This is a genomic window from Chromobacterium sp. LK1 (assembly GCF_001043555.1).
Lineage (GTDB): Bacteria > Pseudomonadota > Gammaproteobacteria > Burkholderiales > Chromobacteriaceae > Chromobacterium > Chromobacterium aquaticum.
Map to the genome: position 1 here is coordinate 25,031 of NZ_LDUI01000014.1, position 23,742 is coordinate 48,772.

The 23,742-nt window shown below is 67.2% G+C and carries 26 protein-coding genes; 19 read left to right on the forward strand and 7 right to left on the reverse strand.

Translation table 11 applies throughout. The features are described from left to right. Nucleotides 1-106: 106 nt before the first annotated feature. Nucleotides 107-904 carry a hypothetical protein gene (locus tag VI26_RS06835; RefSeq protein WP_048409000.1) on the forward strand — a complete coding sequence of 266 codons (798 nt, stop codon included), beginning with the start codon at nucleotides 107-109 and terminating at the stop codon, nucleotides 902-904. 477 nt (nucleotides 905-1,381) lie between these two features. After that, complete coding sequence (locus tag VI26_RS06840) at nucleotides 1,382-1,666, forward strand: hypothetical protein (RefSeq protein ID WP_048409001.1); 285 nt, start codon at nucleotides 1,382-1,384, stop codon at nucleotides 1,664-1,666. Between the two features lie 45 nt (nucleotides 1,667-1,711). Here VI26_RS06840 and thiE read toward each other — a convergent pair whose 3' ends face one another. After that, entirely contained in the window at nucleotides 1,712-2,338 is a 627-nt protein-coding gene (thiE, locus tag VI26_RS06845; RefSeq protein WP_048409002.1) for a thiamine phosphate synthase, read from the reverse strand. Continuing rightward, a complete protein-coding gene (locus tag VI26_RS06850; RefSeq protein ID WP_082150930.1) occupies nucleotides 2,322-3,164 on the reverse strand; it encodes a hydroxymethylpyrimidine/phosphomethylpyrimidine kinase in 843 nt (280 codons plus the stop codon). The genes thiE and VI26_RS06850 overlap by 17 nt, the downstream gene beginning before the upstream one ends. Before the next feature lie 131 nt (nucleotides 3,165-3,295). On the opposite strand from VI26_RS06850, the gene VI26_RS06855 reads away from it, so the two are divergent. From VI26_RS06855 to VI26_RS06880, 6 genes are all read left to right on the forward strand, one after another. Next, entirely contained in the window at nucleotides 3,296-3,460 is a 165-nt protein-coding gene (locus tag VI26_RS06855; protein WP_039756174.1) for a rubredoxin, read from the forward strand. A gap of 67 nt (nucleotides 3,461-3,527) precedes the next feature. Then, nucleotides 3,528-4,346: a M48 family metallopeptidase gene (locus tag VI26_RS06860; RefSeq protein ID WP_048409028.1), complete on the forward strand. Its 819-nt coding sequence runs from the start codon at nucleotides 3,528-3,530 to the stop codon at nucleotides 4,344-4,346. Between the two features lie 2 nt (nucleotides 4,347-4,348). Beyond that, nucleotides 4,349-4,705, forward strand: coding sequence for an MmcQ/YjbR family DNA-binding protein (locus VI26_RS06865; RefSeq protein WP_048409003.1), 357 nt, complete (start codon nucleotides 4,349-4,351; stop codon nucleotides 4,703-4,705). Nucleotides 4,706-4,778: 73 nt separating this feature from the next. Beyond that, entirely contained in the window at nucleotides 4,779-5,195 is a 417-nt protein-coding gene (locus VI26_RS06870; protein WP_048409004.1) for a CopD family protein, read from the forward strand. A gap of 13 nt (nucleotides 5,196-5,208) precedes the next feature. Then, nucleotides 5,209-5,679, forward strand: a complete 471-nt coding sequence (locus tag VI26_RS06875; RefSeq protein WP_048409005.1) for a hypothetical protein — start codon at nucleotides 5,209-5,211, stop codon at nucleotides 5,677-5,679. A 55-nt stretch (nucleotides 5,680-5,734) separates the two neighbouring features. Further along, entirely contained in the window at nucleotides 5,735-6,196 is a 462-nt protein-coding gene (locus tag VI26_RS06880; protein WP_048409006.1) for a CYTH domain-containing protein, read from the forward strand. Nucleotides 6,197-6,241: 45 nt separating this feature from the next. Here VI26_RS06880 and VI26_RS06885 read toward each other — a convergent pair whose 3' ends face one another. Then, nucleotides 6,242-6,835 carry a DJ-1/PfpI family protein gene (locus VI26_RS06885; protein WP_048409007.1) on the reverse strand — a complete coding sequence of 198 codons (594 nt, stop codon included), beginning with the start codon at nucleotides 6,833-6,835 and terminating at the stop codon, nucleotides 6,242-6,244. A 156-nt stretch (nucleotides 6,836-6,991) separates the two neighbouring features. On the opposite strand from VI26_RS06885, the gene hemL reads away from it, so the two are divergent. The 4 genes from hemL to VI26_RS06905 all read left to right on the forward strand — a co-directional run bounded on the left by hemL (nucleotide 6,992) and on the right by VI26_RS06905 (nucleotide 12,355). Further along, on the forward strand, nucleotides 6,992-8,269 hold the full coding sequence (gene hemL, locus VI26_RS06890; RefSeq protein ID WP_048409008.1) for a glutamate-1-semialdehyde 2,1-aminomutase: 1,278 nt from the start codon (nucleotides 6,992-6,994) through the stop codon (nucleotides 8,267-8,269). A 40-nt stretch (nucleotides 8,270-8,309) separates the two neighbouring features. After that, nucleotides 8,310-11,036 (forward strand): DEAD/DEAH box helicase, encoded by a 2,727-nt coding sequence (locus VI26_RS06895; protein WP_053074294.1) that lies wholly within the window; start codon nucleotides 8,310-8,312, stop codon nucleotides 11,034-11,036. Nucleotides 11,037-11,097: 61 nt separating this feature from the next. Further along, on the forward strand, nucleotides 11,098-11,556 hold the full coding sequence (locus VI26_RS24400; protein ID WP_048409009.1) for a hypothetical protein: 459 nt from the start codon (nucleotides 11,098-11,100) through the stop codon (nucleotides 11,554-11,556). Next, complete coding sequence (locus VI26_RS06905) at nucleotides 11,543-12,355, forward strand: DUF2145 domain-containing protein (protein ID WP_231580970.1); 813 nt, start codon at nucleotides 11,543-11,545, stop codon at nucleotides 12,353-12,355. Before VI26_RS24400 ends, VI26_RS06905 begins: the two co-directional genes overlap by 14 nt. Before the next feature lie 58 nt (nucleotides 12,356-12,413). Here the strand turns inward: VI26_RS06905 and VI26_RS06910 are convergent, their stop codons facing one another. After that, nucleotides 12,414-13,322 (reverse strand): DMT family transporter, encoded by a 909-nt coding sequence (locus tag VI26_RS06910; RefSeq protein WP_048409010.1) that lies wholly within the window; start codon nucleotides 13,320-13,322, stop codon nucleotides 12,414-12,416. Nucleotides 13,323-13,419: 97 nt separating this feature from the next. Here VI26_RS06910 and VI26_RS06915 point away from each other — a divergent pair, with 97 nt between their 5' ends. Next, a complete protein-coding gene (locus tag VI26_RS06915) occupies nucleotides 13,420-14,283 on the forward strand; it encodes a LysR family transcriptional regulator (RefSeq protein WP_048409011.1) in 864 nt (287 codons plus the stop codon). 48 nt (nucleotides 14,284-14,331) lie between these two features. Here VI26_RS06915 and ppc read toward each other — a convergent pair whose 3' ends face one another. Continuing rightward, a complete protein-coding gene (gene ppc / locus VI26_RS06920; RefSeq protein WP_048409012.1) occupies nucleotides 14,332-17,031 on the reverse strand; it encodes a phosphoenolpyruvate carboxylase in 2,700 nt (899 codons plus the stop codon). 295 nt (nucleotides 17,032-17,326) lie between these two features. Here ppc and hemC point away from each other — a divergent pair, with 295 nt between their 5' ends. From hemC to VI26_RS06940, 4 genes are read left to right on the forward strand one after another with little or no spacing between them, the layout of a single operon-like run. Continuing rightward, nucleotides 17,327-18,256, forward strand: coding sequence for a hydroxymethylbilane synthase (hemC, locus tag VI26_RS06925; protein ID WP_048409013.1), 930 nt, complete (start codon nucleotides 17,327-17,329; stop codon nucleotides 18,254-18,256). A gap of 7 nt (nucleotides 18,257-18,263) precedes the next feature. Next, complete coding sequence (locus tag VI26_RS06930; RefSeq protein WP_048409014.1) at nucleotides 18,264-18,995, forward strand: uroporphyrinogen-III synthase; 732 nt, start codon at nucleotides 18,264-18,266, stop codon at nucleotides 18,993-18,995. After that, nucleotides 18,992-20,020, forward strand: a complete 1,029-nt coding sequence (locus VI26_RS06935; protein ID WP_048409015.1) for a uroporphyrinogen-III C-methyltransferase — start codon at nucleotides 18,992-18,994, stop codon at nucleotides 20,018-20,020. Before VI26_RS06930 ends, VI26_RS06935 begins: the two co-directional genes overlap by 4 nt. A 3-nt stretch (nucleotides 20,021-20,023) precedes the next feature. After that, nucleotides 20,024-21,232: a heme biosynthesis protein HemY gene (locus VI26_RS06940; RefSeq protein WP_048409016.1), complete on the forward strand. Its 1,209-nt coding sequence runs from the start codon at nucleotides 20,024-20,026 to the stop codon at nucleotides 21,230-21,232. Between the two features lie 69 nt (nucleotides 21,233-21,301). Here the strand turns inward: VI26_RS06940 and VI26_RS06945 are convergent, their stop codons facing one another. Continuing rightward, entirely contained in the window at nucleotides 21,302-21,709 is a 408-nt protein-coding gene (locus VI26_RS06945; RefSeq protein ID WP_369799196.1) for a YqaA family protein, read from the reverse strand. Between the two features lie 5 nt (nucleotides 21,710-21,714). Continuing rightward, nucleotides 21,715-22,032, reverse strand: a complete 318-nt coding sequence (gene cyaY / locus VI26_RS06950; protein ID WP_048409018.1) for an iron donor protein CyaY — start codon at nucleotides 22,030-22,032, stop codon at nucleotides 21,715-21,717. A 102-nt stretch (nucleotides 22,033-22,134) separates the two neighbouring features. On the opposite strand from cyaY, the gene VI26_RS06955 reads away from it, so the two are divergent. Next, entirely contained in the window at nucleotides 22,135-22,317 is a 183-nt protein-coding gene (locus VI26_RS06955; protein ID WP_048409019.1) for a lipoprotein, read from the forward strand. A 205-nt stretch (nucleotides 22,318-22,522) separates the two neighbouring features. Beyond that, complete coding sequence (locus VI26_RS06960; RefSeq protein ID WP_048409020.1) at nucleotides 22,523-23,617, forward strand: histidinol-phosphate transaminase; 1,095 nt, start codon at nucleotides 22,523-22,525, stop codon at nucleotides 23,615-23,617. The last annotated feature ends 125 nt before the right edge of the window (nucleotides 23,618-23,742 follow it).

The following is a 23,742-nucleotide window of genomic DNA, read 5'->3' on the forward strand; positions in this document are numbered from 1 at the left end:
TACAGTTAATCAATTCCAAACAGCCCTTCGCATTGACATTATCGGAACAAAAAACCTATAAGTGCCCAGCACCGACATGACAAACCACTACCCTCTGGCGGCACCTATGGACTACCAACTCGTATCCCCTGAACATTTCTCCGAGGAGCAAAGCGAATTTGTGTCGAAGTTCCGCGAGTCCATCTTCCAGCTCTCCGGTCAAACCGACATGATAGTCGGCGCCAAGGACGTCAACTCGCGCCATCTGGTGGCCAGCGACGCCTACGCCAGGATCGTGGCGCTCGCGCGCGGCGCCGATGTCATCGACCGCCTGGACAAGGAAATGCCCTGCGAAGGCACCGCCCAGTTCGCCGATTGCTATGTGCAGGAAGACCTGGCGCTGATGCGCGGCGGCGACCCCAACGCCAAGGCATCCATCCTCAACGTGCATGAATACGGCGACGGTCTCAAGGCACGGGTGTTTTCCAAGCATCTGCTCCGGCACGAGCCTACGCGCGCCATCCTCGGCACCGTCTATTACGCCCATGAAATCGAAGTCGCCAACTTCATCAGCCTGATGCCCAATTACATTCTGGAGTTCGGCTCCGGCTGCAGCATTGAACAGGTGCAAGGCAAATTCAAACTGCAAGACGTGGAACTGACCGAATACGAACAGGAAGTGAGTTTCCTGCTGCTATTGAATTGGGATTTCAAGCAAATCGCCGATTTCATGAATAAATACCGGCCCAAGCCCAAAACCCGGGTGGCGGATTCCATCATCAAGAGCAAGAACTATATCTGCGAAAAACTGGGTCTGCCGTCGCAACGCCGCGCCGAGCTCTGCGACGCGCTGATCGCCGCCGGCATGCATCGCAAAATGCCGGCCTCGCTGTTCAGCCGCCTGATCGGTTCCAAGCAGCTATGACGCCTTCCCGGCGATTCTCCATTTTCCTGGAGTTACTCAAAAAGCATAAAAAGACTATGCTCTGAGCCTGAAGCGGTAGGCTGCGCGGGCAACGCCCGCGCGGGACAGCCTGCCGCGCGGACGGACTGCCATCCCCCGCCGACATGCCGCCATGCACGCGCGGCGCCCGACAGCGACTAAGAGCCGCTAACAACACCTCGCTGAGAACCTGAGCCAAGGCGCGCCGACGCAGGCAGTACTTGAGTACGACAAGGAGGCGCAACGCAGGATCAGGGGTTTTGTTAGCGGGTCTAAATCAAAACTTCAGCTGCACCCAACACCGACGCCGACAACAGATTGGCGCGGTCAGAAAACGCGACGAGGTATCAGGCCTCCGCGCAGCGGCCAACGGCGCCAAGCCGGCGTCCGCGGCAAGCGCGGGGCCATTTCAAGATCAACGCGGGCCAAAGAGAAACCACGATGCGACAGGAGTCAGCAATGAGCATACGCGCCTTGAATTATGGCAAGCCTTCCGCCAGATCCTTATCCGGCATCGCCAGAAACGTGGAAGCCTTCGCGCTGGACACGATAGACGGCGAGCGCGTGATCATCACCCTGCCCGCCATCCAGGGCGAACAGGGCAGTGAATGGGAAGGGTCCTTGATTTTCCGCCACGACTATCTGCTGGAGCTGCTGGCCTACAGCGTGGAACACGGCATCATCAAGCCAGGGGAAGTGAGCAGGGCCTTGATAGCCGGCAGTTCGCGCCCAGCGCCAGGCTGAGCCTTCCCTCCGCCAACCGCCGCGCCCAGCGCGGCGGTTTTGTTTTCAGCGGCCGGCCCGGCGGCAAGCCTCGGCCAGCTCGCGCGCGGCGGCGGCGGGATCGGGCCGAGCGAACAGGCCGCCGATCACCGCCAGCGCATCCGCCCCCGCCCGCAACACCTGGCCGGCATTGCCGGCGTCTATGCCGCCTATCGCCACCATGGGCGCGCCCAGCGCCCGCGCGGCGGCGAACAGGCTCAGCGGCGCCTGCGCCGCTTGCGGCTTGGTGGCGGATGGAAACACCGCGCCGAAGGCGATATAGCTGGCGCCGGCTTCCACCGCGCGCCGCGCCCGCTCCAGGCTGTCGTAACAAGAAGCGCCAATCACCGCCGCCGCGCCCAGCCGCCGCCGCGCCGCGCTCAGCGCCGCGTCGTCGCGCCCCAGGTGCACGCCATCGGCGCCCGCCTGCGCCGCCAGCTCCACATCGTCGTTGACGATGAAGAGCACGCCATGACGCCGGCACAGATCGGCCAGCGCCCGCGCCTGTTCCAGCCGCAGCGCCGCGTCCTCGCTCTTGTTGCGGTATTGCAGGATGTCGATGTGCGGCGCCACCGCCGCCGCCTGGCTCAGCAAGCTCACGCTGTCCACGGTGTCCGGCGTGACCGCGTACAAGCCCTCAAGCCTGGCCGGCATCGTCTTCGTCCTCGTCGCCGCGCGCCCAGAACATGCGGTCGGGCAGGAACTGGCCCATGCCGGGACGGAAACCGTTGATCAGGGATTGATAGGTGTACTCCTGCGCCTCGCGCACCGCCTCCGGCAGCAACAGGCCGGTGGCCAGCATGCCGGCGATCGCCGAGGCCAGCGTGCAGCCGGAGCCGTGATAACTGCCGGGCAGGCGCTCCCAGGCGTCGGAGCGCACCAGGCCGCCGGGGCCATACAGCTGGTTGACCACTTCCTTGGTGTTTTCATGGGTGCCGGTGATCAGCAGATGCGGGCAGCCCAGCGCCAGGATGCGCTGCGCGCATTGCTCCAGCGTCAGGTCCTCGTCCTCGTCGGCATCGTTGCTGGCGATGCGCCGCGCTTCTATGCTATTGGGCGTCAGGATGGACACCTGCGGAATCAGCATGTCGCGCATCGCCGCGATCAAATCCTCGTCGGCCAGCTCATGCCCGCCGCCGCTGGCCAGCACCGGGTCCAACACCACCGGGATGTCGGGATAATCGGCGATCAGCTGCGCCACCACCGCCACATTCTCCACGCTGCCCAGCATGCCTATCTTGAACGCGGTGACCGGAATGTCTTCCATCAGAAAACGCGCCTGGTCATTGACCCAATCCGCGTCCAGCACCATAAAGTCATTGATGCCGACGGTATCCTGCACCGTGATCGCGGTAATCACCGACAAAGGATGGCATCCCAGGCTGGCCAGCGTCAGAATGTCGGCCTGAATGCCTGCGCCGCCGGAGGGATCCGAGCCCGCCAGGGTAAGGACCACGGGAGGAGTGGGCTGAATGGTCAAGACTGAAACCTCTTCGTTCTGTATAAGGTCGGAGCGGCCGGCGTCTGGCCGCGCGCCATCGCGGCGCGCGCATTGTCAGTGTCGCGGGCCACTCTTAGAATAACTGTTTTACTCGATCACAAGGTGATGCGATGCGTACTTGGATGTGTCTGATCTGCGGCTTTATCTACGATGAGGAAGCCGGCCGTCCGGAAGATGGTATCCCGCCGGGCACCAAGTGGGAAGACATCCCCCCCAACTGGACTTGCCCCGATTGCGACGCGCGCAAGGACGATTTCGAAATGGTGGAAATCTGAGCCGGCGCCAACGCCCGCCGGGATGCTCCGCCGCGCCGCCGACAAGCGGCCACGAGGCCATACCGCAATGAAAAGTTTCTGGAGTCACACCCTGGCCGCCCTGCTGGCCGCAACCACCCTGGCCGGCTGTGCCCAGGTCAACACCACCCAGGGCGGCGCCGTCGGCGTCAGCCGCGGCCAGACCATGCTGCTGTCCAGCCAGGAAGTGGAGCAGATGTCGGCCAAATCCTATGCCCAGCAGTTGGGCAAGGCGCGCGCCGGCGGCCAGCTCAATACCGACGCGGCGATGACGGCGCGGGTGCGCCGGATATCCCAGCGCCTGATCGCCCAGGCGCCGGTATTCCGTCCCGACGCCGCCAAATGGCGCTGGGAAGTCAATGTGATGCGCAATGACGAACCCAATGCCTATGCGATGGCCGGCGGCAAGATCATGGTCTACTCCGGCCTGATCACCAAGCTCAAGCTGAGCGACGCCGAACTGGCCGCCGTCATCGGCCATGAAATCTCGCACGCGCTGCGCGAGCACTCGCGCGAGGGCATGAGCCAGGCTTACGCCCAGCAAGTCGGCCTGTCGCTGGTGGGCGCGGTGGCCGGTCTCAAGCAGAACCAGATGGACATGGCCGCCATGGTCACCGATGTGGCGCTGTCCAAGCCCAATAGCCGCACCATGGAATCCGAGGCCGACATCATGGGCCTGGAACTGATGGCGCGCGCCGGCTACGACCCCAACGCCGCGGTCAATGTGTGGAACAAGATGCAGGCGGCCGGCAATGGCGGCGGCGTGGAATTCCTGTCCACCCATCCGTCCGGCCCCACCCGCATCCGCGACCTGCAGCAGCGCATCCCGCAAGTGATGCCGCTGTACCAGGCGGCGAAGAAAGGCTGAGCATGGCCTTGAGCAAAGAGGATATGGACGCGCTGCTGGCCCAGGCCCGCGCCTTGCCGGGCGCCCAGTTCGACATCAAGTGGGAAACCCGGCGCGTGCTCAGCCTGGAAAGCAAGATGTTCGCGCTGTTCCACGACGACACGGTGATGTACAAGGTGGCCGCCGACGATTTTCTCGTCCTCAGCGGCCTGCCCGGCGTGCGGCCGGCGCCGTATCTGGCGCGGGCGCGCTGGATAGAAGTGTCGTCGCTGGAGGCGCTGAGCCTGGAACAGCTGCACGTCGGCCTCGCCGACGCGCGGCGCCTAGTGCTGGCCAAGCTGCCCAAGGCGCTCAGGCAACGCTACGAGGCGTCGGCGTGAACACCGCCGGCCAGGCCCGGCGCCGCGCGGCGCCGACACCCATGGACAGACCCTCCGCAACGACAAGGACATCGTGAGCTACCTTTATCTGAAAGCCTTCCACATCTTCTTCGTGGTGTCCTGGTTCGCCGGGCTGTTCTACCTGCCGCGCCTCTACGTGAACCTGGCGCTGGCGGAACAGGACGCCGAATACCAGCGCCTGCTGCTGATGGCGCGCAAGCTCTACCGCTTCATGACCCCGCTGGCCGCGCTGGCGCTGGCCACCGGTCTTGGTCTGTGGCTGGGCTTCGGCATCGGCGGCGGCTGGCTGCACGCCAAGCTGACCCTGGTGCTGCTCTTGGTCGGCTACCACGGCTGCTGCGGCAAGCTCTACCGCGACTTCGCCGCCAAAACCAACCGCCGCAGCCATACCTGGTTCCGCGTGTTCAACGAACTGCCGGTGCTGGTATTGCTGGCGGTGGTGATTCTGGTGGTGGCCAAACCGTTCTGAGGAGATGGATCGCATGCGCAAATGGATTGCATTGTGGCTGGGCTGTCTGCCCGCCTGGGCCGCCACCCCGCTGCCGCCCAAGCCGGCGCTGCCGCCGGAAGTGGTGGCCACGCTGCGCCGCGACGGCGCCGAACTGCTGCGGCTGCCGATGTGCGTGGACGCCAAGGGCGCCTTCTCCGGCCAGCGCGAAGTGGGCGACGCCCTGCTCAGCATCGGCGGCAACGTCGCCGCGGTGCGCGCCCAGGCCAAGCCGCTGCTGAGCGCCAGCGCCAGCTGGAGCGACCAGGATGGCAAGCGCATGATCAGCGCCCAGACCCTGATCGGCGCGCAGCCGGAACTGGTGGGCAGCTGGCCGCAGCGCGCCACGCCTTACGGCCAAGCCAGCGGCGTGGTGTCCCAACAAAGCAGCCTATCGCTGTATCTGCAGATTTCGCCGCGCGCGGAAGCCTGCGGCAAACCCAAGGGCGAACAGATCGCCCATTAGAACCGGTTCAATCGCCGCCGCGTGTCGGCATTGAACAGGCTCTCAGGAGCAAGAAATGGCAGTGGAAATCGAACGCCGCTTCGTCGTCATCGGCGACGCCTGGCGCGGCCTGGCCCCCGGCGTGCAATACCGCCAGGGTTATCTATCGGTGGAAAAGGAGCGCACCGTGCGCGTGCGCGTGGTCGGCGACCAAGCCTGGCTGACGCTGAAAAGCAATATCAGCAACGTCAGCCGCCACGAGTTCGAATACCCGGTGCCGCTGGCCGACGCGCAAACCATCATGGGAGCGATGTGCCCGATGGTGGTGGACAAGCTGCGCCACCGCATCGAGCATGGAGGCTTCATCTGGGAAGTCGACGAATTCTTCGGCGAAAACGCCGGCCTGGTCTTGGCAGAAATCGAACTGCCGGATGAAAGCACCCCCTTCGACAAGCCGGAATGGATAGGCGCGGAAGTCACCGAGGACGGCCGCTACACCAACGCCTATCTGTCCAAGAACCCTTATAGCCGCTGGTAGTCTTGCCGGCCTGACGCCATAGATTAGCAAGGGTTCGGATCAAGGCTATGCGAATGGGTTGCCATATTGCAGGACGTAATCATGGTAGCCCATTCTGAATAGCCTATGCTCCATCTCTATTCCCGCCGCATCACCCGCGTGCACAGATTTTAATACGCTTTCCGAAAACTCCATGGCCGCGGTTCCATTCGCCGTGATCAGGTTTCTATCCCGCACCGTTTGCGCTGCGATAAAGCCCGCGTGATGGCGATATTCCGGATATTCCGCCCACAAATGCTGGGCATTGCCGGTGTGGCGATAATCATTCAACAAGCCATTCCGCGCCAAAAAATCCACCGCCCCGCAGATTGCCGCCACGACAACCCCTGTTGCCAAGCAAGCGGCAACCCTATCCCTCAACTCAGGGCTCTCCAGGCCCCAGCCGTTGCCGCCGACTAAAACCAACAGCGCGGTATCGCCGGGAATATCCATCAGAGAGTAGTCAACAACCGTTGTAAAACCGCCCATGGATTTGCACGCGCCGCGCTCCAAGGAGGCCGTGGCCACCGACCACTGCTTGCTCATCGCCAGCCGGCTGGCCAGAAAAGCGCTTTCCCACTCGGCATACTCATCCAACAAGAAAAATACGGCTTTTTTCATGACGCGTTCTCTATCGAAAATGACATGGTCAAAAGCATATATCACTCATAGCCCACCCACGCCAGCCTCGGTTAAAATAGCGGCCAATGGCGGGTCCAGCCCCCGCGCCCAATCCGAACACACCCGCGGCCGCGGCCGCCCGACAAGGAAACGCACATGTCCCGCAATCTGGAACTGTTTGAACGTGGCAAGAAATCCATCCCCGGCGGCGTCAACTCGCCGGTGCGCGCCTTCGGCCAGGTCGGCGGCACGCCGCGCTTCGTCAAGCGCGCCGAAGGCGCCTACTTCTGGGACGCCGACGACAAACAGTATCTGGACTACGTAGGCTCCTGGGGCCCGGCCATCGTCGGCCATGCCCACCCGGACGTGGTGCGCGCGGTGCAGGAAGCGGCCGTTGGCGGCCTGTCCTTCGGCGCGCCCACCGAGGGCGAAGTGCTGATCGCCGAGGAAATCCGCAAGCTGCTGCCCTCGGTCGAGCAAGTGCGCCTGGTCTCCTCCGGCACCGAAGCCACCATGTCGGCGATCCGCCTGGCGCGCGGTTTCACCGGCCGCGACCTCATCGTCAAATTCGAAGGCTGCTACCACGGCCACTCGGACAGCCTGCTGGTCAAGGCCGGCTCCGGCCTGCTCACCTTCGGCAACCCGTCCTCCGGCGGCGTGCCGGCCGACTGCACCAAGCACACCCTGGTGCTGCAGTACAACGACGTCGAACAGCTGGACAAGACCTTCCGCGAAATCGGCGACCAGATCGCCTGCGTGATCCTGGAACCGATCGCCGGCAATATGAACTTGATCCAGCCCTCGGCTGAGTTCGTCCAGGCGCTGCGCAGCCTGACCGAGCAACACGGCGCGGTGCTGATCTACGACGAAGTGATGACCGGCTTCCGCGTGGCGCTGAACTGCGCCCAGGGCCTGCACGGCATCAAGCCGGACCTGACCACGCTGGGCAAGGTGGTGGGCGGCGGCATGCCGCTGGCGGCCTTTGGCGGCCGCGCCGACATCATGGCCTGCATCGCGCCGCTGGGCAACGTCTACCAGGCCGGCACCCTGTCCGGCAATCCGCTGTCGGTGGCCGCCGGCCTCGCCACCCTCAAACTGATCCAGCAGCCGGGCTTCCACGCAGAGCTGGGCCGCCGCACCGCGCGCCTGGCCCAGGGCCTGGCCGACGCCGCGCGCGCGGCCGGCGTGACCATGAGCAGCGACAGCGTGGGCGGCATGTTCGGCTTCTACTTCAGCGAGCACGCGCCCAAGTCCTACGCCGAAGCCACCCGCTGCGATATCGAACGCTTCAAGCGCTTCTTCCACGCGATGCTGGACGAAGGCATCTACCTGGCGCCGTCCGCCTATGAAGCCGGCTTCGTCTCCAGCGCCCACAGCGACGACCTCATCGAGCAAACCCTGGCCGCCGCCGCCCGCGCGCTGAGCCGCGTCTAAGCCTGAACGCCGCCGCTTCCACGCGGCGGCGCCTTCCCGCATGCACATCCCTGTCACCCGCCTGGCCTGGCGGCTGCGCGTCGAAGCCTCCGGCGTCGAACTGCAAGCCTTCGCGCAAACGCGAGGTCCCGACGGCTATGGCCGCGGCCGGCGCCTGCCGCTGGCCAGGCTGCTGGCGGAACAAGAGCAACTGGACTGGCTCAGCGGCCAGGACCGGCTGATCCTGCGCGCGCTGGCCGCCTTGCAGGCCGATATCGCCGCCGACGGCCACGCGGCGCTGGACGCGCTAGCCGCGCTGCCGCTGCTGGTCGGCCACCCGGCGCTGTGCTGGGCCGACGCGCCGGAACAGCCGCTGCGGGTGGAAGCCGGCCAAGTGGCGCTGGAACTGGAGCGCCAGGGCGAACAGATCTCCCTGCGGCTAAGCCCTCCCGGCATCGCCGCCTGCGCCGGCGTGCTGTGGCGCAAGCTGGCGCCGGACCGGCTCGCGGTCTACCGGCTGGACGAGGAAGTGCGCCAGATCGCAGCCCTGCTCGGCCACAGCCTGAGCCTGCCCTGGCACGCCCGCAAGAAAGTGCTGGACGCCATCCGCGACATCGCGCCGGAACTGCCCTTGCACGACGTCAGCGCCAGCTTCGACGACAGCCTGCCCAGCCAGCCGGCCGACGTCACCTTGCGCGCGCTGCTGCGGCTGGACGAGGCCGGCTTGCGGCTGCAGCTGAAAGTGCGCCCGCACCCGGCCAGCGCGCTGTACGCGCCCGGTCGCGGCGCGCCCGGCCTGGTGGTGAGCGTGGACGGCGTCGCGCTGCAGCTCAAGCGCGACCTCGCCGCCGAACGCGCCCGCCAGCGCCAGGTCCACGCCGCCTGCCCGACGCTGGCCGCCGCGCGCCGCGACGGCGACGAATGGGTGGTGGACGGCCAGCAGGCGGCCTTGGACCTGCTGGCCGAACTGCAGACGCTGGACGCGGACATCCTGCAATGCGAATGGCCGTCCGGCCAGCGCCAGCGCATCCGCGCCGGCGTCGGCCTGCCGCAACTGAAACTGAGCGCCAAGCGCAAGGGCGGCTGGCTGGAAGTGGACGGCGAACTGGGGCTGGACGACGGCAACATCCTGGCGCTGCGTCATTTGCTGGAAGCTCTGGCCGGCCAGTCCGGCCGCTATCTGCGCCTGTCCGACGGCGATTGGCTGGCGCTGTCCGACTCCCTCGCCGCCCGGCTGCGTCAGCTGACGCTGCTGGCCGACCACGCCGCGCCCGGCGGCCTGCGCCTGAGCCCGCTGGCCGCGCCGCGGCTGGGCGAACTGGCGGCCGAGGCCGGCGCTTTCGACGGCGACGCGGGCTGGAATGAACAATGGCGGCGGCTGCAATCGCTGCAAAGCTTCGAACCCGAAATACCGGACACCCTGCGCGCCACGCTGCGGCCTTACCAGCAGCAAGGCTACAACTGGCTGGCGCGGCTGGCCCACTGGGGCGCCGGCGCCTGCCTGGCCGACGATATGGGCCTGGGCAAAACCGTGCAGACGCTGGCGCTCTTGCTCAGCCGCGCCGCGCTCGGCCCGCAGCTGGTGGTGGCGCCCACCTCGGTGGCGCTGAACTGGCTGGCCGAGGCCGCCCGCTTCGCGCCCAGCCTGCGGCTGCGGCCCTACCAGCAACAACGGCGGCTGGACAGCGCCGGCCCCGGCGATCTGGTGGTGGCCAGCTACGGCCTGCTGCAACGCGACGCCGACGCCTTCGCCGAGGTGCGCTGGGCCAGCGTGGTGCTGGACGAGGCGCAGGCGATCAAGAACGCCGCCAGCCAGCGCGCCCAGGCCGCCCACGCGCTCTACGCCGATTTCCGCCTGGCCGCCAGCGGCACCCCGGTGGAAAACCATCTGGGCGAATTGTGGAGCCTGTTCCGCTTCGTCGCGCCCGGCCTGCTGGGCAACGAGGACAAATTCCAGCAGCGCTTCGCCCAACCCATCGCCGACGGCGACGAGGACGCCCGCGACGCGCTGAAAGCGCTGATCCGCCCCTATCTGCTGCGCCGCACCAAGCAACAGGTGCTGACCGAACTGCCGCCGCGCACCGACATCACCCGCGCCATCCCGCTGAGCGAGGCGGAAATGGAAGTCTACGAGGCGATGCGCCAGCAGGCGCTGGACAAGCTGGGCCAGCCGGGCGAGGCCGAGGGCGGCGCGATGCAAGTGCTGGCCGAACTGACCCGGCTGCGCCGCTTCTGCTGCCACCCGACGCTGACCCAGCCGGACAGCGCATTGCCCTCCGCCAAGCAGACGCTGTTCCGCGAACTGATGCTGGAACTGCTGGACAACGGCCACAAGGCGCTGGTGTTCAGCCAGTTCGTCGACCACCTCGCCATCGTGCGCCGCTGGCTAGACGAGCAAGGCATCCGCTACCAGTATCTGGACGGCGCGGTGCCCGGCCCGCAGCGCAAGGCGCGCATGGACGCCTTCCAGGCCGGCGACGGCGAGGTGTTCCTGATCAGCCTGAAAGCCGGCGGCACCGGCCTCAATCTGACCGCCGCCGACTACGTGATCCACCTCGACCCCTGGTGGAACCCGGCGGTGGAAGACCAGGCCAGCGACCGCGCCTACCGCATGGGCCAGCAGCGGCCGGTGACGGTGTACCGGCTGGTGGCCCAACACACCATAGAAGAAAAGATCGTGGCGCTGCACGCCAGCAAGCGCGAACTGGCCGACAGCCTGCTGGACGGCGGCGATCTCAGCGCGCGGCTGGACGGCGCGGCGCTGTTGGCACTATTGCGCCAAGGCTGAGCATTGCCCTTTCGTCATAAAATGGGCAAGCTGGCGTCATTTCCCTGATTCCGGATTATCCATGCTCAAAGCCCTCCTGCTGTCCAGCCTGCTGCTGTCCGCGCTGCCCGCCTGGGCCGGCCTGTCCCAGACCGACACCGCCTCCGAGAAAATCTCCGTCGGCACCCTGTCCATCGTCGCCGCGCCGGCAATCAGCGTGGCCGGCAGCGCCCAGGGCAAGGGCGAATCGCTGCTGGCCCCGGTGCTGGCGGTCACCGGCAGCGCCTATGTGATCACCGGTCTGGCCCAGGGCGCCGGCGACACCGTCAAGATGTCGCTGGACGCGGTGCAAGGCGGCGCCAAGCTGGTGGTGGAATTGTCCGGCAAGGCGCTGAAAGCCACCGGCGCCGCGGTCGGCGCCTCGGTGCAAGTGAGCGCGGTGGCCAGCGGCACCATGCTGGTCACCTCCGGCAAAGTGCTGGCCTTCATCCCCAACAAGCTGGGCGAGGCCCTGCTGGAGCATAACCGTGTCCCGTCCTGACGCTCTGCCCGCCCGCCTCGCCGGCCTTGGCCTGGCGCTCTGCCTGCTGCTGCCGCAAGCCGCCCAGGCCGGCCGCAGCTGCGAGGAACAAACCATCACCCCGGCCACCTTCGGCAAGGCGATGGCCGCCGCCGAACAACTGCGGCAAAAGCTGGACGCCAGCGGCGGCGACGTCGCGGTGATAGGCCGCGTCGGCCAGGACCTATCGCGTTTCAAGCTTCGCTACACCCATGTCGGCATCGCCTACCGCCAGCCGGAAGGCCGCTGGCGCGTCGCCCACCTGCTCAACGACTGCGGCAGCGCCAGCTCCGACCTGTGGTACGAGGGCCTGGGCAATTTCTTCCTCGACGATATGTATTCCTTCGAGTCGGTGGCGCTGCTGCCGCCGCCGGCGCTGGCCGCGCGCCTGCGCGAACGGCTGCAGGCGCCGCCGCGGCTGCGCGAACTGCACACCCCGCAATACAGCCTGCTGGCCTACCCCTTCGCCACCCGCTACGAAAACTCCAACACCTGGGTGCTGGAAACGCTGGCGGCCTCGGCCAGTCAGGAAGCGCGCATCGCCAACCGCGAACAGGCGCAGATGTGGCTCAAGCTCAACGGCTACGCGCCGTCGGAACTCAAGCTGGGGCCGCTGACGCGGCTGGGCGGCCGCATGTTCAAGGCCAATGTCGCCTTCGACGACCACCCCAACGAGATGCGCTACGCCGACCGCATCCAGACCGTGACCGTGGATTCGGTGATGAACTTCCTGCAAGCCCGCAAAGAGGGCTGGCAAGTGCTGGAAATCCCCGCGCCCTGACTGGATCGCAGAAGCTGTTCCATGCCTGCTGCGCTTCAGCGAGACCTTGAACAGGTTCTCAGCGCGCGCCGCACGCCGCCGGCACCGCCGCCGCAACGGCGGCCGGCTGGCGCGCCGCCAGCCACGCGCCCAGACTGACGCACGCCAGGCCGGCGGCCAGATAGCCGGTCAGCGCCTCGTGCAGCAAGGGCACCGCCAGCAAGCCGGCCAAGACCGGAATCAGGGCGAACAACATCCCCACCCTCACCGCGCCCAACACCGTGATCGCGCGTAGATACAGCACCATCGCCACGATGGCCGCCGCGCCGCCCTGATAGGCGGCCTGGAATAGCAGCGTCGGCCAGGACGCCGCCGCCAGATGCTTGGGCAGCCACAGCAGATAGATCGGCAGATAAATCAGCGCCGCCATGATGGTGATCGCCCGCGTCAGCGGCCAGGCCGGATAGGCCCAGCGCCGCGCCAGCACGCCGAAAGCCGCCCAGCTCACCGAAGCCAGCAATAGCAGCAGATCGCCCTTCCAGCTATCGCCGCCGGCGCCGCTGAACAGGGGCAGCGCGCTCAAGACCAGTCCGGCGCCTATCAAGGCGTAACCGGGCAGTTTGTGGCGCTGCAAGCGCTCCCCGGCCAACAGCCAGGCGAACAAGGCCACCAGAAAGGGCTGCATGCCCGGCAGCAGCAGGCCGCCATGCGCCGCCGGCGCGTATTTGAAGCCGCTGTAGGCGAACAGGCTGACGCCCAGGCCGCCCAGCAAGGTCAGCAGCCACAGCCGGGCATCGCGCAAGGCGCCGCGCGGCAGGCCGCCGCACAACAGCAGGATCAGCGCGGCGACGCCGACGCGCAGCGCCAGCATGTCGGTGCCGGCCAGCGCGCTCTTGGCGGCGAGGCGCGACACCAGGTTGAAGCCGGTCCAGATGGCGACGGCGCCGAAGGCGGCCAGATAGCCCTGGCGCAGGGAAAGGGTGGACATGTTCACGCTCCGGGAATGGGAATGCTTGCATGCTAGCCCGCGCGCGTCATTCCAAAAAATGAATTATTATGATTCAGATAATCTCTTGGAGAGAACGATGGAATTGGACGAACTGCACATATTCCAGGCCGTGCTGCAGGAAGACGGCGTGACGCGCGCCGCCGCCCGACTGCACCGGGTGCAATCCAATGTCACTACCCGGCTGCGGCAGCTGGAAGACAAACTGGGCGTGCCGCTGTTCCTGCGCGAAGGCAAGAAGCTGATCCCCACCGAGGCCGGCCGCCGGCTGGGCGACTACGCCGAGCGGCTGCTGAGCCTGGCCGAGGAAGCGCGCCAGGCGGTGGCCAGCGCGGAGCCGGCCGGCAGCTTGCGGCTGGGCGCGATGGAAAGCACCGCCGCCTCGCGGCTGGCGCCGGTGCTGGCCGGCTACCACCGCCGCTACCCGGCGGTGCAGCTGGAGCTGAAAGCCGGCGTGTCCAACGACTTGCGGCGCGCGGTGCTGGAAGGCCGGCTGGACGCGGCGCTGATCAGCGGCCCGGCCGGCGACGAACGCCTGGACGAGGCGCTGGTGTTCGAGGAAACCATCGTGCTGGTGGCCGCCGCCGGCCAGCGCGAGCTGTCGCTGCGCCTATTGGGCGAGACCACGCTGCTGACCTTCGGCCACGGCTGCGCCTACCGCCAGCGGCTGGAAGCCTGGATGCAGCGCCAGGGCGTGCAGCCGCGCCGCCTGGTGGAACTGGGCTCCTACCACGCCATGCTCAGCTGCGTCGCCAGCGGCATGGGGCTGGCGCTGCTGCCGCAAAGCCTGCTGGACAGCATGCCGCTGATGGCGGCCCAGGTGTCCACCCATCCGCTGCCGGCGGACCTGGGCCAGGCCCAGACCACGCTGATCCGCCGCCGCGGACTGCGCCAGCCGGCGCTGGACGCCCTGCAGCGGCTGCTGTTGGGCGAGGAAAACTAGAACGGCACGCTGCGCGGCGACGGGCCAGTGCCGCCGCCGCGCCTGGCCTCAACCGCTGTTGCGCAAGCCGGCCGAAGTGCCGTTGATGGTCAGATGGATAGCGTACAAGGCCTCGGCGTCGTCCGGCTGACGGCGCAGCCGGCTCAGCAACTCGGCCTGCAACAGGCCCAGCGCGTCCAGATACGGCAAGCGCGTTTCCAGGCTGCGGTGCAGCGTCGGGTTCTTCTCCAACAGCGCGCTCTGGCCGGTGATGGCGTAGAAAGCGTCCAGCGTCGCCTGCCACTCGGCCTGGATGCGGCCGAACAGCGCCTCGGCCAGCGCGCGGTCCTCCACCAGGCCGGCGAAGCGGCGGGCGATGCCCAGATCCGCCTTGGCCAGCACCTGTTCCATATTGGACAACACCACCTGGAAGAACGGCGAGCTGCGGTACAAGCTTTGCAGGCGCGCGCGGCCGGCTTCGCCGTGGCGCTCGATGAAGGCGCGCACCGCCGAGCCGACGCCGAACCAGCCGGGCAGCATCACCCGTGATTGCGACCAGGAGAACACCCAGGGAATGGCGCGCAAATCCTTGATCGAGGCCAGGCTCTTGCGCGAGGCCGGCCGGCTGCCGATATTGAGCTTGGCGATGGCGTTGATCGGCGTCGCCTCCAGGAAGTACTGCATGAAGCCCGGCGCCTCCACCAGTTCGCGATAGGCGCGGAAGGCGGCGTCCGACAGCTCGTCGAACACGGTCTCGTCGGTCTCGCAGCTGGCGCGGCCGCTGAGGCTGGCCTCCAGCGTCGCCGCCACCAGGGCTTCCAGGTTGCGGCCGCCGATGGCCGGGTCCGAATACTTGGACGCGATCACCTCGCCCTGCTCGGTGATGCGGATGCGGCCGGCCACGCTGCCGGCCGGCTGCGCCATGATGGCCTCGAACGACGGACCGCCGCCGCGGCCCACCGAGCCGCCGCGGCCGTGGAACAGCCGCAGCTTGACCCGGCCGTCGGCGAAACAGCGCACCAGCCGCTTTTCCGCCTGGTAAAGCTGCCATTGGCTGGTCAGATAACCGCCGTCCTTATTGCTGTCGGAATAGCCCAGCATCACTTCCTGCATGCGGCCGCGGCTGTCCAGCAACTGCTGGTACCACGGCAGCGCGAACAACGCCGTCATCACCTGGGCGCTGCGCTCCAGATCGGAAATGGTTTCGAACAGCGGCACCAGGTTGACGCTGGCGCGCGGCTGTCCGTCCACCAGCCGGATCATGCCGGCCTCCTTCAGCAGCAGCGCCAGCGCCAGGATGTCGCTGACCTGGGCGCAGTTGGAGATGATGCTCTGGCCGATGGCGTCGGCGCCGAACTGACGCTGGATCAAGGCCGCCTCGCGGAAGATCGCCAGCTCCTTCTCGGTTTCGGCGCTGTAGTCCAGATAGGGCGAATACAGCAGCCGCGGCGTGGCCAGCTCGCGCAGCAGCACCCGGCTGCGCGCCGCCTCGTCCAGCGCCGCGAACTCCTCCAGCCCGGCGCGGGCGAACAGCTCGCCCACCACCGCCTCGTGGCTGCCGGCGAACTGGCGCAGGTCCAGCGGCATCAGGAAGAAGCCGAACACATCCACCGCGCGGATCAATTCCGCCAGCCGGCCGTCGGCCAGCGTCGCGCTGCCGTGCTCGCGCAGCGAGGCGTCCAGCACCGCGAGATCGGCCTGGAATTCAGCCTGGTCGGCATAGGGCCGGCCCGCCGGCCAGCGCCCGCTCAGGCTCACGCCCAATTGCAGGCCGGTGGCCAGCACCCGCGCCTCCATCGCCGCCAGCGCGCGCCGGTACGGCTCCTCGCGGCGGCTCTCCTCCTGGTCCGGCGTCAACGCCGCCAACTTGGCCAGCGCCGGGCTGACGCCGACCAGGCGCTGCGACAGCGACAGCTCGCGGTACAGCGCCGCCAGCTCGTACAGATAATGTTCGAACGCCACTTGCGCCTGGCGCGTCACCGCGTGGCGCAACACCACGGCGTCGACATTGGGGTTGCCGTCGCGGTCGCCGCCTATCCAGCTGCCGACGCGGATGAAGGACGGCAGCGGCGTCGTCTGGCCCCAGGTGGCCTCGATCTGCCGGTCCAGACGTTGGTACAGCGCCGGCAAGGCCTGGAAGAAGGTCAGCGGATGATAGGCGACGCCGTTTTCGATCTCGTCCTTGACCGCCAGCTTGAAGTGGCGGATTTCCGAGGTCTGCCACAGCGCGACGATCACGCGCTTGAGCTTGGCCTCCAGTTCCTCCTCCTCTTCCGGCGTCAGATCCGCCGCCGCCAGCTTGCCCAGGAAACGGCGCACCGCGCGGTGGCCGTCCAGCACGCTCTGGCGCTGCACCTCGGTGGGGTGGGCGGTGAGGATGGCGCCGACATAGGCGTCGCGCAGGGTGTCGGCCAGCATGGCGATGCTGACGCCGTCCGCCTTCAGCTTGCCCAGCGCGCGCGACAGGCTGCCCTGCTGCGGCGCGGAGCCGGCCTGGCGGTGGGCGCGGCGGCGGCGCACATGGTGCAGATCCTCGGCGATATTGAACAGCTGGGCGTACAGGCCGCAGGCGCGCACCAGCGCCATCGCTGCCGCCGGGCTCAACTCAGCCGCCAAGGGCTGGCTGCGTTCCTCGGCGCTGCGGCCGGCGATGGCGCGCACCTCGGCGTAGACCTCGGGGCCGGCCTGTTCGCTCAACACCTCGGCCAGCGCGCGGTCCAGGCGCGCCAGATCGGCGCGCAGCGGCAAGTCCTTGTCTAAATCGCTCATTCGGTATCCCTTGATGATGACGAGCGGCCGTGGCCGCTCCTAGTTTTGAATCGGCTCAAGTCAGCGCGGTCGCTGACTTCAGACGATTCGTTTCGCATGCAAAACATCATAAGCAGGCTTGCCGCTGTAGTGGCAACACTACTGTCATTTAACCAGTTAGATATTGACCTGACTGCGCATTGCGCAACATCAAGCTTTACGCCGCCGCCTGGACGATACGGCGGCGCTGCGCGCCGGGCCGGCATGCTAGAATGCCCGCCATCCAAGCACATAGCCCGATCGGAAACCGGTTTTCATGGACAAAATCGTCATCGCCAGCCGCGAAAGCCGGCTGGCCATGTGGCAGGCCGAACACATCCAGGCCCGGCTGCAAGCGCTCTATCCCCACCTCAGCGTGGACATCCTGGGCATGACCACCCAGGGCGACCAGATCCTGGACAAAACCCTGTCCAAGATCGGCGGCAAAGGCCTGTTCGTCAAAGAGCTGGAAGTGGCGCTGGCCGAAGGCCGCGCCGATCTGGCGGTGCATTCGATCAAGGACGTGCCGATGGTGCTGCCGGAAGGCTTCGCGCTGGCGGCGATCTGCGAACGCGAAGACCCGCGCGACGCGCTGGTGTCCGCCCGCTACGCCGACCTGTCAGAGCTACCGGACGGCGCGGTGGTGGGCACCTCCAGCCTGCGCCGCGAATCGCAGATCCGCGCCCGCTATCCGCGGCTGGTGGTCAAGCCGCTGCGCGGCAATGTGCAAACCCGGCTGCGCAAGCTGGACGACGGCGAGTACGACGCCATCATCCTGGCCGCCGCCGGCCTCAAGCGCCTGGGCCTCGCCGATCGCATCCGCAAGGAACTGCCACCGTCGGAAAGCCTGCCGGCCGCCGGCCAGGGCGCGCTGGGCATCGAGATCCGCGCCGACCGCGCCGACCTGATGCAACTGCTCGCGCCTCTGAACCACGCCGCCACCCACGCCTGTGTCAGCGCCGAGCGCGCGCTGGCGCGCGAACTGGGCGGCAGCTGCCAAGTGCCGCTGGGCGCCTTCGCCACCCTGGACGAGGGCACGCTGGCGCTGGGCGGCTTCGTCGCCAGCCCGGACGGCTCGGTGATGCTGACCGCCAGCGCCAGCGCGCCGGCCGACTACGCCGACGCGCTGGGCCGCGCCGTGGCCAAGAAGCTGCTGGACGACGGCGCCGGCCCGCTGATCGAAGCGGTGCTGGCCGACCCGCGCTGAGACCGCGATGCCGCGCGTCCTGGTCGCCCGCCCGCAGGCGCAAAGCGCCGAGTTGCTGCGCCTGCTCGCCGCCGCCGGCTTCGACGCCGGCCATCTGCCGCTGATGGAGATCGAAACGCGGCCGGACGCGCTGGCGGCGCTGCCGCAACAGGCGGCGGCGGCGGATTGCCTGGTCTTCGTCAGCCCCAGCGCCATAGACCAGGCCTGGCCGGCGCTGCAAGCGCTGGACCTCGCCGCCAAGCGGCTGATCTGCGTCGGCCGCGCCAGCGCCGCCAAACTGGCCGCGCTCAGCGGCCGGACGGTGCTGCACCCCGCCGAGGGCAGCGACAGCGAAGCGCTGCTGGCGCTGCCGGAACTGGCCGATATGCGCGGCCAGCGCGTGCTGATCGTGCGCGGCGTCGGCGGCAGGCCGCTGCTGGCCCAACAACTGACCGCGCGCGGCGCGGCGGTGGACTTCGCCGAGATCTACCTCAGGCGCGACGGCGCGCCGGATTGGCCGGCTTTCGACCGCGCGCCGCCGGACGCCATCATCGTCACATCCGGCGAAATCGTAGAGCAATTGTTCCGTCTCGCTGGCTCCAGTCGAATCAGGACGTTACAATGCCTGCTATATTGCGTGCCGCATGCGCGCGTGGCCGACCGCCTCGCCGCGCAAGGCGCGACACGCATCATGACAACCCGGGCCGAAGACAGCGCGCTGGTCGCCGGCCTTAAAGAATGGTTCTGTCGTCACCCATGAGCGAATCCCAGATCACCGAAACCGCCAAACCCGAGTCCAAGAAGTCGCTGAGTCCGGCCTTGTTGATCGCCATTGCCGCGCTGGGCGTGTCCGGCTGGCAGTACTACAGCTCGCAGCAAGAGCTGACCGCCGCCCGCCAGGAACTGGCGCGCCGGCTGGCCGAAGGCAGCGGGTCCGCCAAGGAACTGCGCGCGATGACCGAACAGGCCATCAGCGCCAACCGCGCCACCGAAGGCCGCCTGGCGCTGATGGAAGCCCGCGTCAACGAATCCGCCGGCCAGTACGCGACGCTGAACGGCATGTACCAGGAACTGACCAAGAACCGCACCGACTGGCTGCTGTCCGAGGTCGAGCACACCCTGGCCATCGCCAGCCAGCAACTGCAATTGGCCGGCAATGTGCCGGCCGCCGTGTCCGCGCTGGAAATGGTGGACGCGCGCCTGGCCAAATTCGACCGCCCGCAGCTGATCGCGGTGAAAAAATCGGTGGCCACCGATCTGGAAAAACTCAAGGCCCTGCCCTATCTGGACAGCGTGGGCCTCACCGTCAAGCTGGACCGGCTGATGCTGTCCGCCGACAGCCTGCCGCTGGCGGTGGACGCTCACCGCCTGGCCGACCAGAAAACGCAGACCAAGGCCGCCACGCCGGCCAGCGCGCCGCTGTGGGAACGGCTGCTGGCCGATGTCAGCAAGAGCCTGGGCGAACTGATCCACATCCGCCGCATGGACAAGCCGGAAGCGCTGCTGCTGTCGCCGGAGCAAGCCTTCTTCCTGCGTGAAAACCTGAAGATGCGCCTGCTGGACGCGCGCCTGGCGCTGATCCAGCGCGACGGCAAGACCTTCAGCGCCGACATCGTCGCCGCGCGCAGCTATGTGCAGCGCTACTTCGACCGCGACGCGCCGCCGGTCACCCAATGGCTGGGCACGCTGGGCGAGCTGGAAAGCGCGCCGCTGGACGTGACCCTGCCGGACATGAACGCCAGCCTGAAGGCCGTGCGCGACGCCCAAGGCGCGGCAGGAGAATAAACCGTGAAATTCGCCTTGTGGATTACCGGGCTGTTTGCCCTCGCGGTGCTGGTCGGCCTGGCCGCCACCGTCAACACCGGCTACGCCATCCTGTTCCTGCCGCCGTACCGGATGGAAGTGTCGTTCAATCTGCTGATCGTGTCGGTGATCGTGCTGATCTTCGTGGTGCACCTGGTGCTGCGCATGGTGGCGGTGGCCGCCAACCTGCCCGAGGAAGTGCGCCGCTTCCAGCGCCAGAAAAAGCTCAAGGCCGCGCGCCATGCGCTGCGCGAAGCCGGCATCTCCTACTTCGAGGGCCGCTTCCAGAAAGCCGAGCGCGAAGCCAGCAAATCGCTGGACAATGAATACTCGCTGGAAAACAAGGCGCTGGCGTTATTGATCGCCGCCCGCTCCGCCGGCGCCGCCGGCGACCTGGAAAAGCGCGACGGCTACCTGGCGCAGCTGGAAGCGATGCCGCCGCGGCTGCAACTGGCGCGCCACATGCTGGACGCCGAGCTGAAACTGGAAGCCAAGGACCCGCTGGGCGCGCTGGCCGCCATCGAACGCGTGCGCGCGCTGTCGCCCAATCTGACCAACGCGCTGCGGCTGGAACTGAAAGTGCGCCTGCTGCAGAAACAGCCGGAAGCGGTGCTGGCGCTGACCGAAAAACTGCTCAAGGCCGACGCGCTGGAGCCGGAACAGGCGCGCCGCTACCGTCTGGCCGCCTACCAGCAACAACTGGTCACCCTGCTGGGCGGCCAGGAAATCCGCGACTGGCTGCGCCGCATCCCGGAAGCCGAGCGCAGCAACCCGCAGCTGGTGGACCAAGTGGTGGAGCGGCTGATCGTGCTGCAAGACTACGACTACGCCGCCACCCTGCTGGCCGGCGCGCTGGCCAACGACGACCACGACACCCCTGAACTGTCGCGCGAGCTGGGCAAGCTGGCCGAGCACCTGAGCGAGGACAAGCGCCTGGAACTGCTGAAAACCGCGGAAAACTGGCTGAAGAAACGCCCGCGCGACCACTGGCTGCTGATGGCGCTGGGCCGGCTGGCGCTATGCCAGCAACTGTGGGGCAAGGCGCAAAGCTATCTGGAAGCCAGCGCCTCGATCTCGCCGACGCTGTGCGCCCACGCCGAGCTGGCGCGGCTGTTCGAAGCCACCGGCAAGGAAGAGCAAGCGGCCCAGCATTACAACAAGAGCCTGGAACTGGCGCTGAAACAGGGCTGCTGATTCCGCTCCGCTCACCAAAAAAGGACATGCTCGCGCATGTCCTTTTTCATTTCCGTTGTTATTACCGGCTCAACTCGACAACAGCAACACGCCCCAGGCCAAGGCCAGATAACGCGCCGCCTTGCCCAGCGTCAGCCACAGAATGCTGGACCACCACGGCAGACGCAGCCAGCCGGCGGCCAAGGGAATGGCGTCGCCAATCACCGGCAGCCAGGACAAGACCAGCACCGCCGGGCCGAAACGCTGAAACCAGCCGGCCAGCCTCGGCGGCAACGCCTTGCGCGGCGCCAGCCGCCCCAGCCACAAGCTGGTGATGCTGCCGGCGGTATTGGCCACCGTGGCCACCAGCAAGGCCGGCCACAACCACTCCGGCCATTTGTACAGAAAGGCGGACAGCGCCAGTTCGGAATTGCCCGGCAGGATGGTGGCCGAGGTGAAGGCCGACACCGCCAGCCCGCCCAAGCCCAGCCAGACCAGATGGCTCACTCGCCAAAGCCTATGGTTTCACCGCAGGCGGCGGCAATGGCGGCGCTGAGCGTGGCGAAGAATTCGGCGCCGTCGCGCGCGGCGATCCACTGGCCGTTCTGGAAGGCGAAATGGTAGCCGCCGCTCTTGGCCGCGATCCACAACTCCTGATTGGCGGTATGACGGTTGATGATGATCTTGGCGCCGTCGCTGAACTCGAGGTCCAGTACATTGCCCGAAATCAGGTAGTCCACATCGAGATCGTTATCGTCGATCGCGGTTTCGATGCACGCGAAAATGGCGTCGGTCTGTTGCAGGAATTCGGATTCGTTCATTGCGCTATTCCTAAATTTAGGGGTGGGCTCGGCGCGCCGGAGTCACACGATGCGCGCCGGCTTTGCTAGTATCGAGATTTTGCCACATTGGAATCCATCCGTATGCGCACCCTGCTGGCTTGTGCAAGCCTGACCCTGCTCCTGACCGCCTGCGGCTTCAAAGGCCCGCTCTATCTGCCCAAGCCCGCCGCCGCGTCGGCGGCCAAACCCGCGGTCCAAGCGCCGGTCAAATCGGACGCGTCGGCGCCGGCCGCCGGCAAGCAGGCCGCCTCCGCCGCTCGCTAAGCGCCGGCGATAAGATATTGAACCCGCCCCAAGCGGCTCTGGCCGGCCTTGCAAGCAAGGCTGGCACAGAAAATGCCTTAAGCATAACCTTATTCCCGCGCGGTTTTCTGCGCGGCGTTTGAATCCTTTACACTCGTTTGGAGTCACAGCGGCTGAACCGGCGAATACCGCGCCGGCCGCACCTATAGCAGACAAGGAGTTACCGATGCCCCACTTCGCCCGCCACCTGGAACACCACACCATCATCAATCCCTTCCCCGGCATCGCCAAACTGGAAGCGGCATTGGGGCATCGCATCGGCGCGCGCATCGGCTCCAACGAAAGCATGGCCAAGCCGGCCTCGCCGCTGGCGGCGCAGTTTGGCGAAGCGATGGCCGAACTGGCCAGGCTCTATCCCGACCCCTACGCCCACGGCCTGCGCCAGCGCGCGGCGGCCCACAATGGCGTGGACGCCGGCCAAGTGCTGTTCGACACCGGCGCCGACAGCCTGATCCTGCTGGCGCTGCGCCTGTCCTGTAATGTCGGCGACGCCGTGGTCTGCACCGCCGGCACCTACCCCACCTTCCGCTACTTCGCCGAAGGCGTGGGCGCGCGCATCCTGGAAGTGCCCTATCAGCAGCAGGGCGACCGGCTGCAAACCGATCTGCCTCGCCTGGCCGAAGTGGCGCGCGCCGAACGCGCCGCCGTGCTCTACCTGGCCAATCCGGACAATCCCACCGGTCATTACTGGGGCGCGGACGAGCTGCTGTCGCTGCGCGAAATGCTGCCCTCCACCACCCTGCTGATCCTGGACGAGGCCTATGTCGATTTCTGCGTGGACGCGCAAGACGCGCCGCCGCGCGGAGCGCTGCCCAACACCCTGAGGCTGCGCACGCTGTCCAAGGCCTATGCGCTGGCCGGCCTGCGCGTGGGCTACGCCATCGCGCCGCCGGACATCGTCGCCAAGGCGGACCAGATCCGCCCGCAATTCGCGCTGTCCAGCTTCGCCCAGCTGGCGGCGCAGACGGTGATGGACGATCCGGACTACTCGCGGCAGTTGATCGCCGCCACCATCCACCTGCGCGACAAGCTGGCCGACGCGCTGCGCGCGCGCGACCTGGTGGTGATGCCCTCGCACACCAACTTCGTCTGCATCGCCTACCGCGACGCCGCCAGCAGCGAGGCCATCCACCGGCAACTGCTGTCCGACGGCATCGCCGTGCACCGGCCGCCGCACCCAGCGGTGCGCCACCTGCTGCGCGTCACCGCCCAGCCGCAGGCCTTGTCGGCCAAGGTGATGGCGGCGCTGGCGGAAGGCTAGCCGCCGGTTTTCAACGCCGCGCGCCCTTGCTCGACACCCAGCCCCCCGGCTCCGGCGCGCCCACCAAGGCCTGGCGCGCCAGCGCCATATTGCTGAACCCCGCTTGCCGGTAGCACAGCCGCGCG

What these genes read in the sequence shown, in the direction of transcription:
- VI26_RS06835 (WP_048409000.1), top strand. Translation starts at nt 107, where the DNA reads ATGGACTACCAACTCGTATCCCCTGAACATTTCTCCGAGGAGCAAAGC.
- VI26_RS06840 (WP_048409001.1), top strand. Translation starts at nt 1,382, where the DNA reads ATGAGCATACGCGCCTTGAATTATGGCAAGCCTTCCGCCAGATCCTTA.
- thiE (WP_048409002.1), bottom strand. Translation starts at nt 2,338, where the DNA reads ATGCCGGCCAGGCTTGAGGGCTTGTACGCGGTCACGCCGGACACCGTG.
- VI26_RS06855 (WP_039756174.1), top strand. Translation starts at nt 3,296, where the DNA reads ATGCGTACTTGGATGTGTCTGATCTGCGGCTTTATCTACGATGAGGAA.
- VI26_RS06860 (WP_048409028.1), top strand. Translation starts at nt 3,528, where the DNA reads ATGAAAAGTTTCTGGAGTCACACCCTGGCCGCCCTGCTGGCCGCAACC.
- VI26_RS06865 (WP_048409003.1), top strand. Translation starts at nt 4,349, where the DNA reads ATGGCCTTGAGCAAAGAGGATATGGACGCGCTGCTGGCCCAGGCCCGC.
- VI26_RS06875 (WP_048409005.1), top strand. Translation starts at nt 5,209, where the DNA reads ATGCGCAAATGGATTGCATTGTGGCTGGGCTGTCTGCCCGCCTGGGCC.
- VI26_RS06880 (WP_048409006.1), top strand. Translation starts at nt 5,735, where the DNA reads ATGGCAGTGGAAATCGAACGCCGCTTCGTCGTCATCGGCGACGCCTGG.
- VI26_RS06885 (WP_048409007.1), bottom strand. Translation starts at nt 6,835, where the DNA reads ATGAAAAAAGCCGTATTTTTCTTGTTGGATGAGTATGCCGAGTGGGAA.
- hemL (WP_048409008.1), top strand. Translation starts at nt 6,992, where the DNA reads ATGTCCCGCAATCTGGAACTGTTTGAACGTGGCAAGAAATCCATCCCC.
- VI26_RS06895 (WP_053074294.1), top strand. Translation starts at nt 8,310, where the DNA reads ATGCACATCCCTGTCACCCGCCTGGCCTGGCGGCTGCGCGTCGAAGCC.
- VI26_RS24400 (WP_048409009.1), top strand. Translation starts at nt 11,098, where the DNA reads ATGCTCAAAGCCCTCCTGCTGTCCAGCCTGCTGCTGTCCGCGCTGCCC.
- VI26_RS06910 (WP_048409010.1), bottom strand. Translation starts at nt 13,322, where the DNA reads ATGTCCACCCTTTCCCTGCGCCAGGGCTATCTGGCCGCCTTCGGCGCC.
- VI26_RS06915 (WP_048409011.1), top strand. Translation starts at nt 13,420, where the DNA reads ATGGAATTGGACGAACTGCACATATTCCAGGCCGTGCTGCAGGAAGAC.
- ppc (WP_048409012.1), bottom strand. Translation starts at nt 17,031, where the DNA reads ATGAGCGATTTAGACAAGGACTTGCCGCTGCGCGCCGATCTGGCGCGC.
- hemC (WP_048409013.1), top strand. Translation starts at nt 17,327, where the DNA reads ATGGACAAAATCGTCATCGCCAGCCGCGAAAGCCGGCTGGCCATGTGG.
- VI26_RS06930 (WP_048409014.1), top strand. Translation starts at nt 18,264, where the DNA reads ATGCCGCGCGTCCTGGTCGCCCGCCCGCAGGCGCAAAGCGCCGAGTTG.
- VI26_RS06935 (WP_048409015.1), top strand. Translation starts at nt 18,992, where the DNA reads ATGAGCGAATCCCAGATCACCGAAACCGCCAAACCCGAGTCCAAGAAG.
- cyaY (WP_048409018.1), bottom strand. Translation starts at nt 22,032, where the DNA reads ATGAACGAATCCGAATTCCTGCAACAGACCGACGCCATTTTCGCGTGC.
- VI26_RS06955 (WP_048409019.1), top strand. Translation starts at nt 22,135, where the DNA reads ATGCGCACCCTGCTGGCTTGTGCAAGCCTGACCCTGCTCCTGACCGCC.
- VI26_RS06960 (WP_048409020.1), top strand. Translation starts at nt 22,523, where the DNA reads ATGCCCCACTTCGCCCGCCACCTGGAACACCACACCATCATCAATCCC.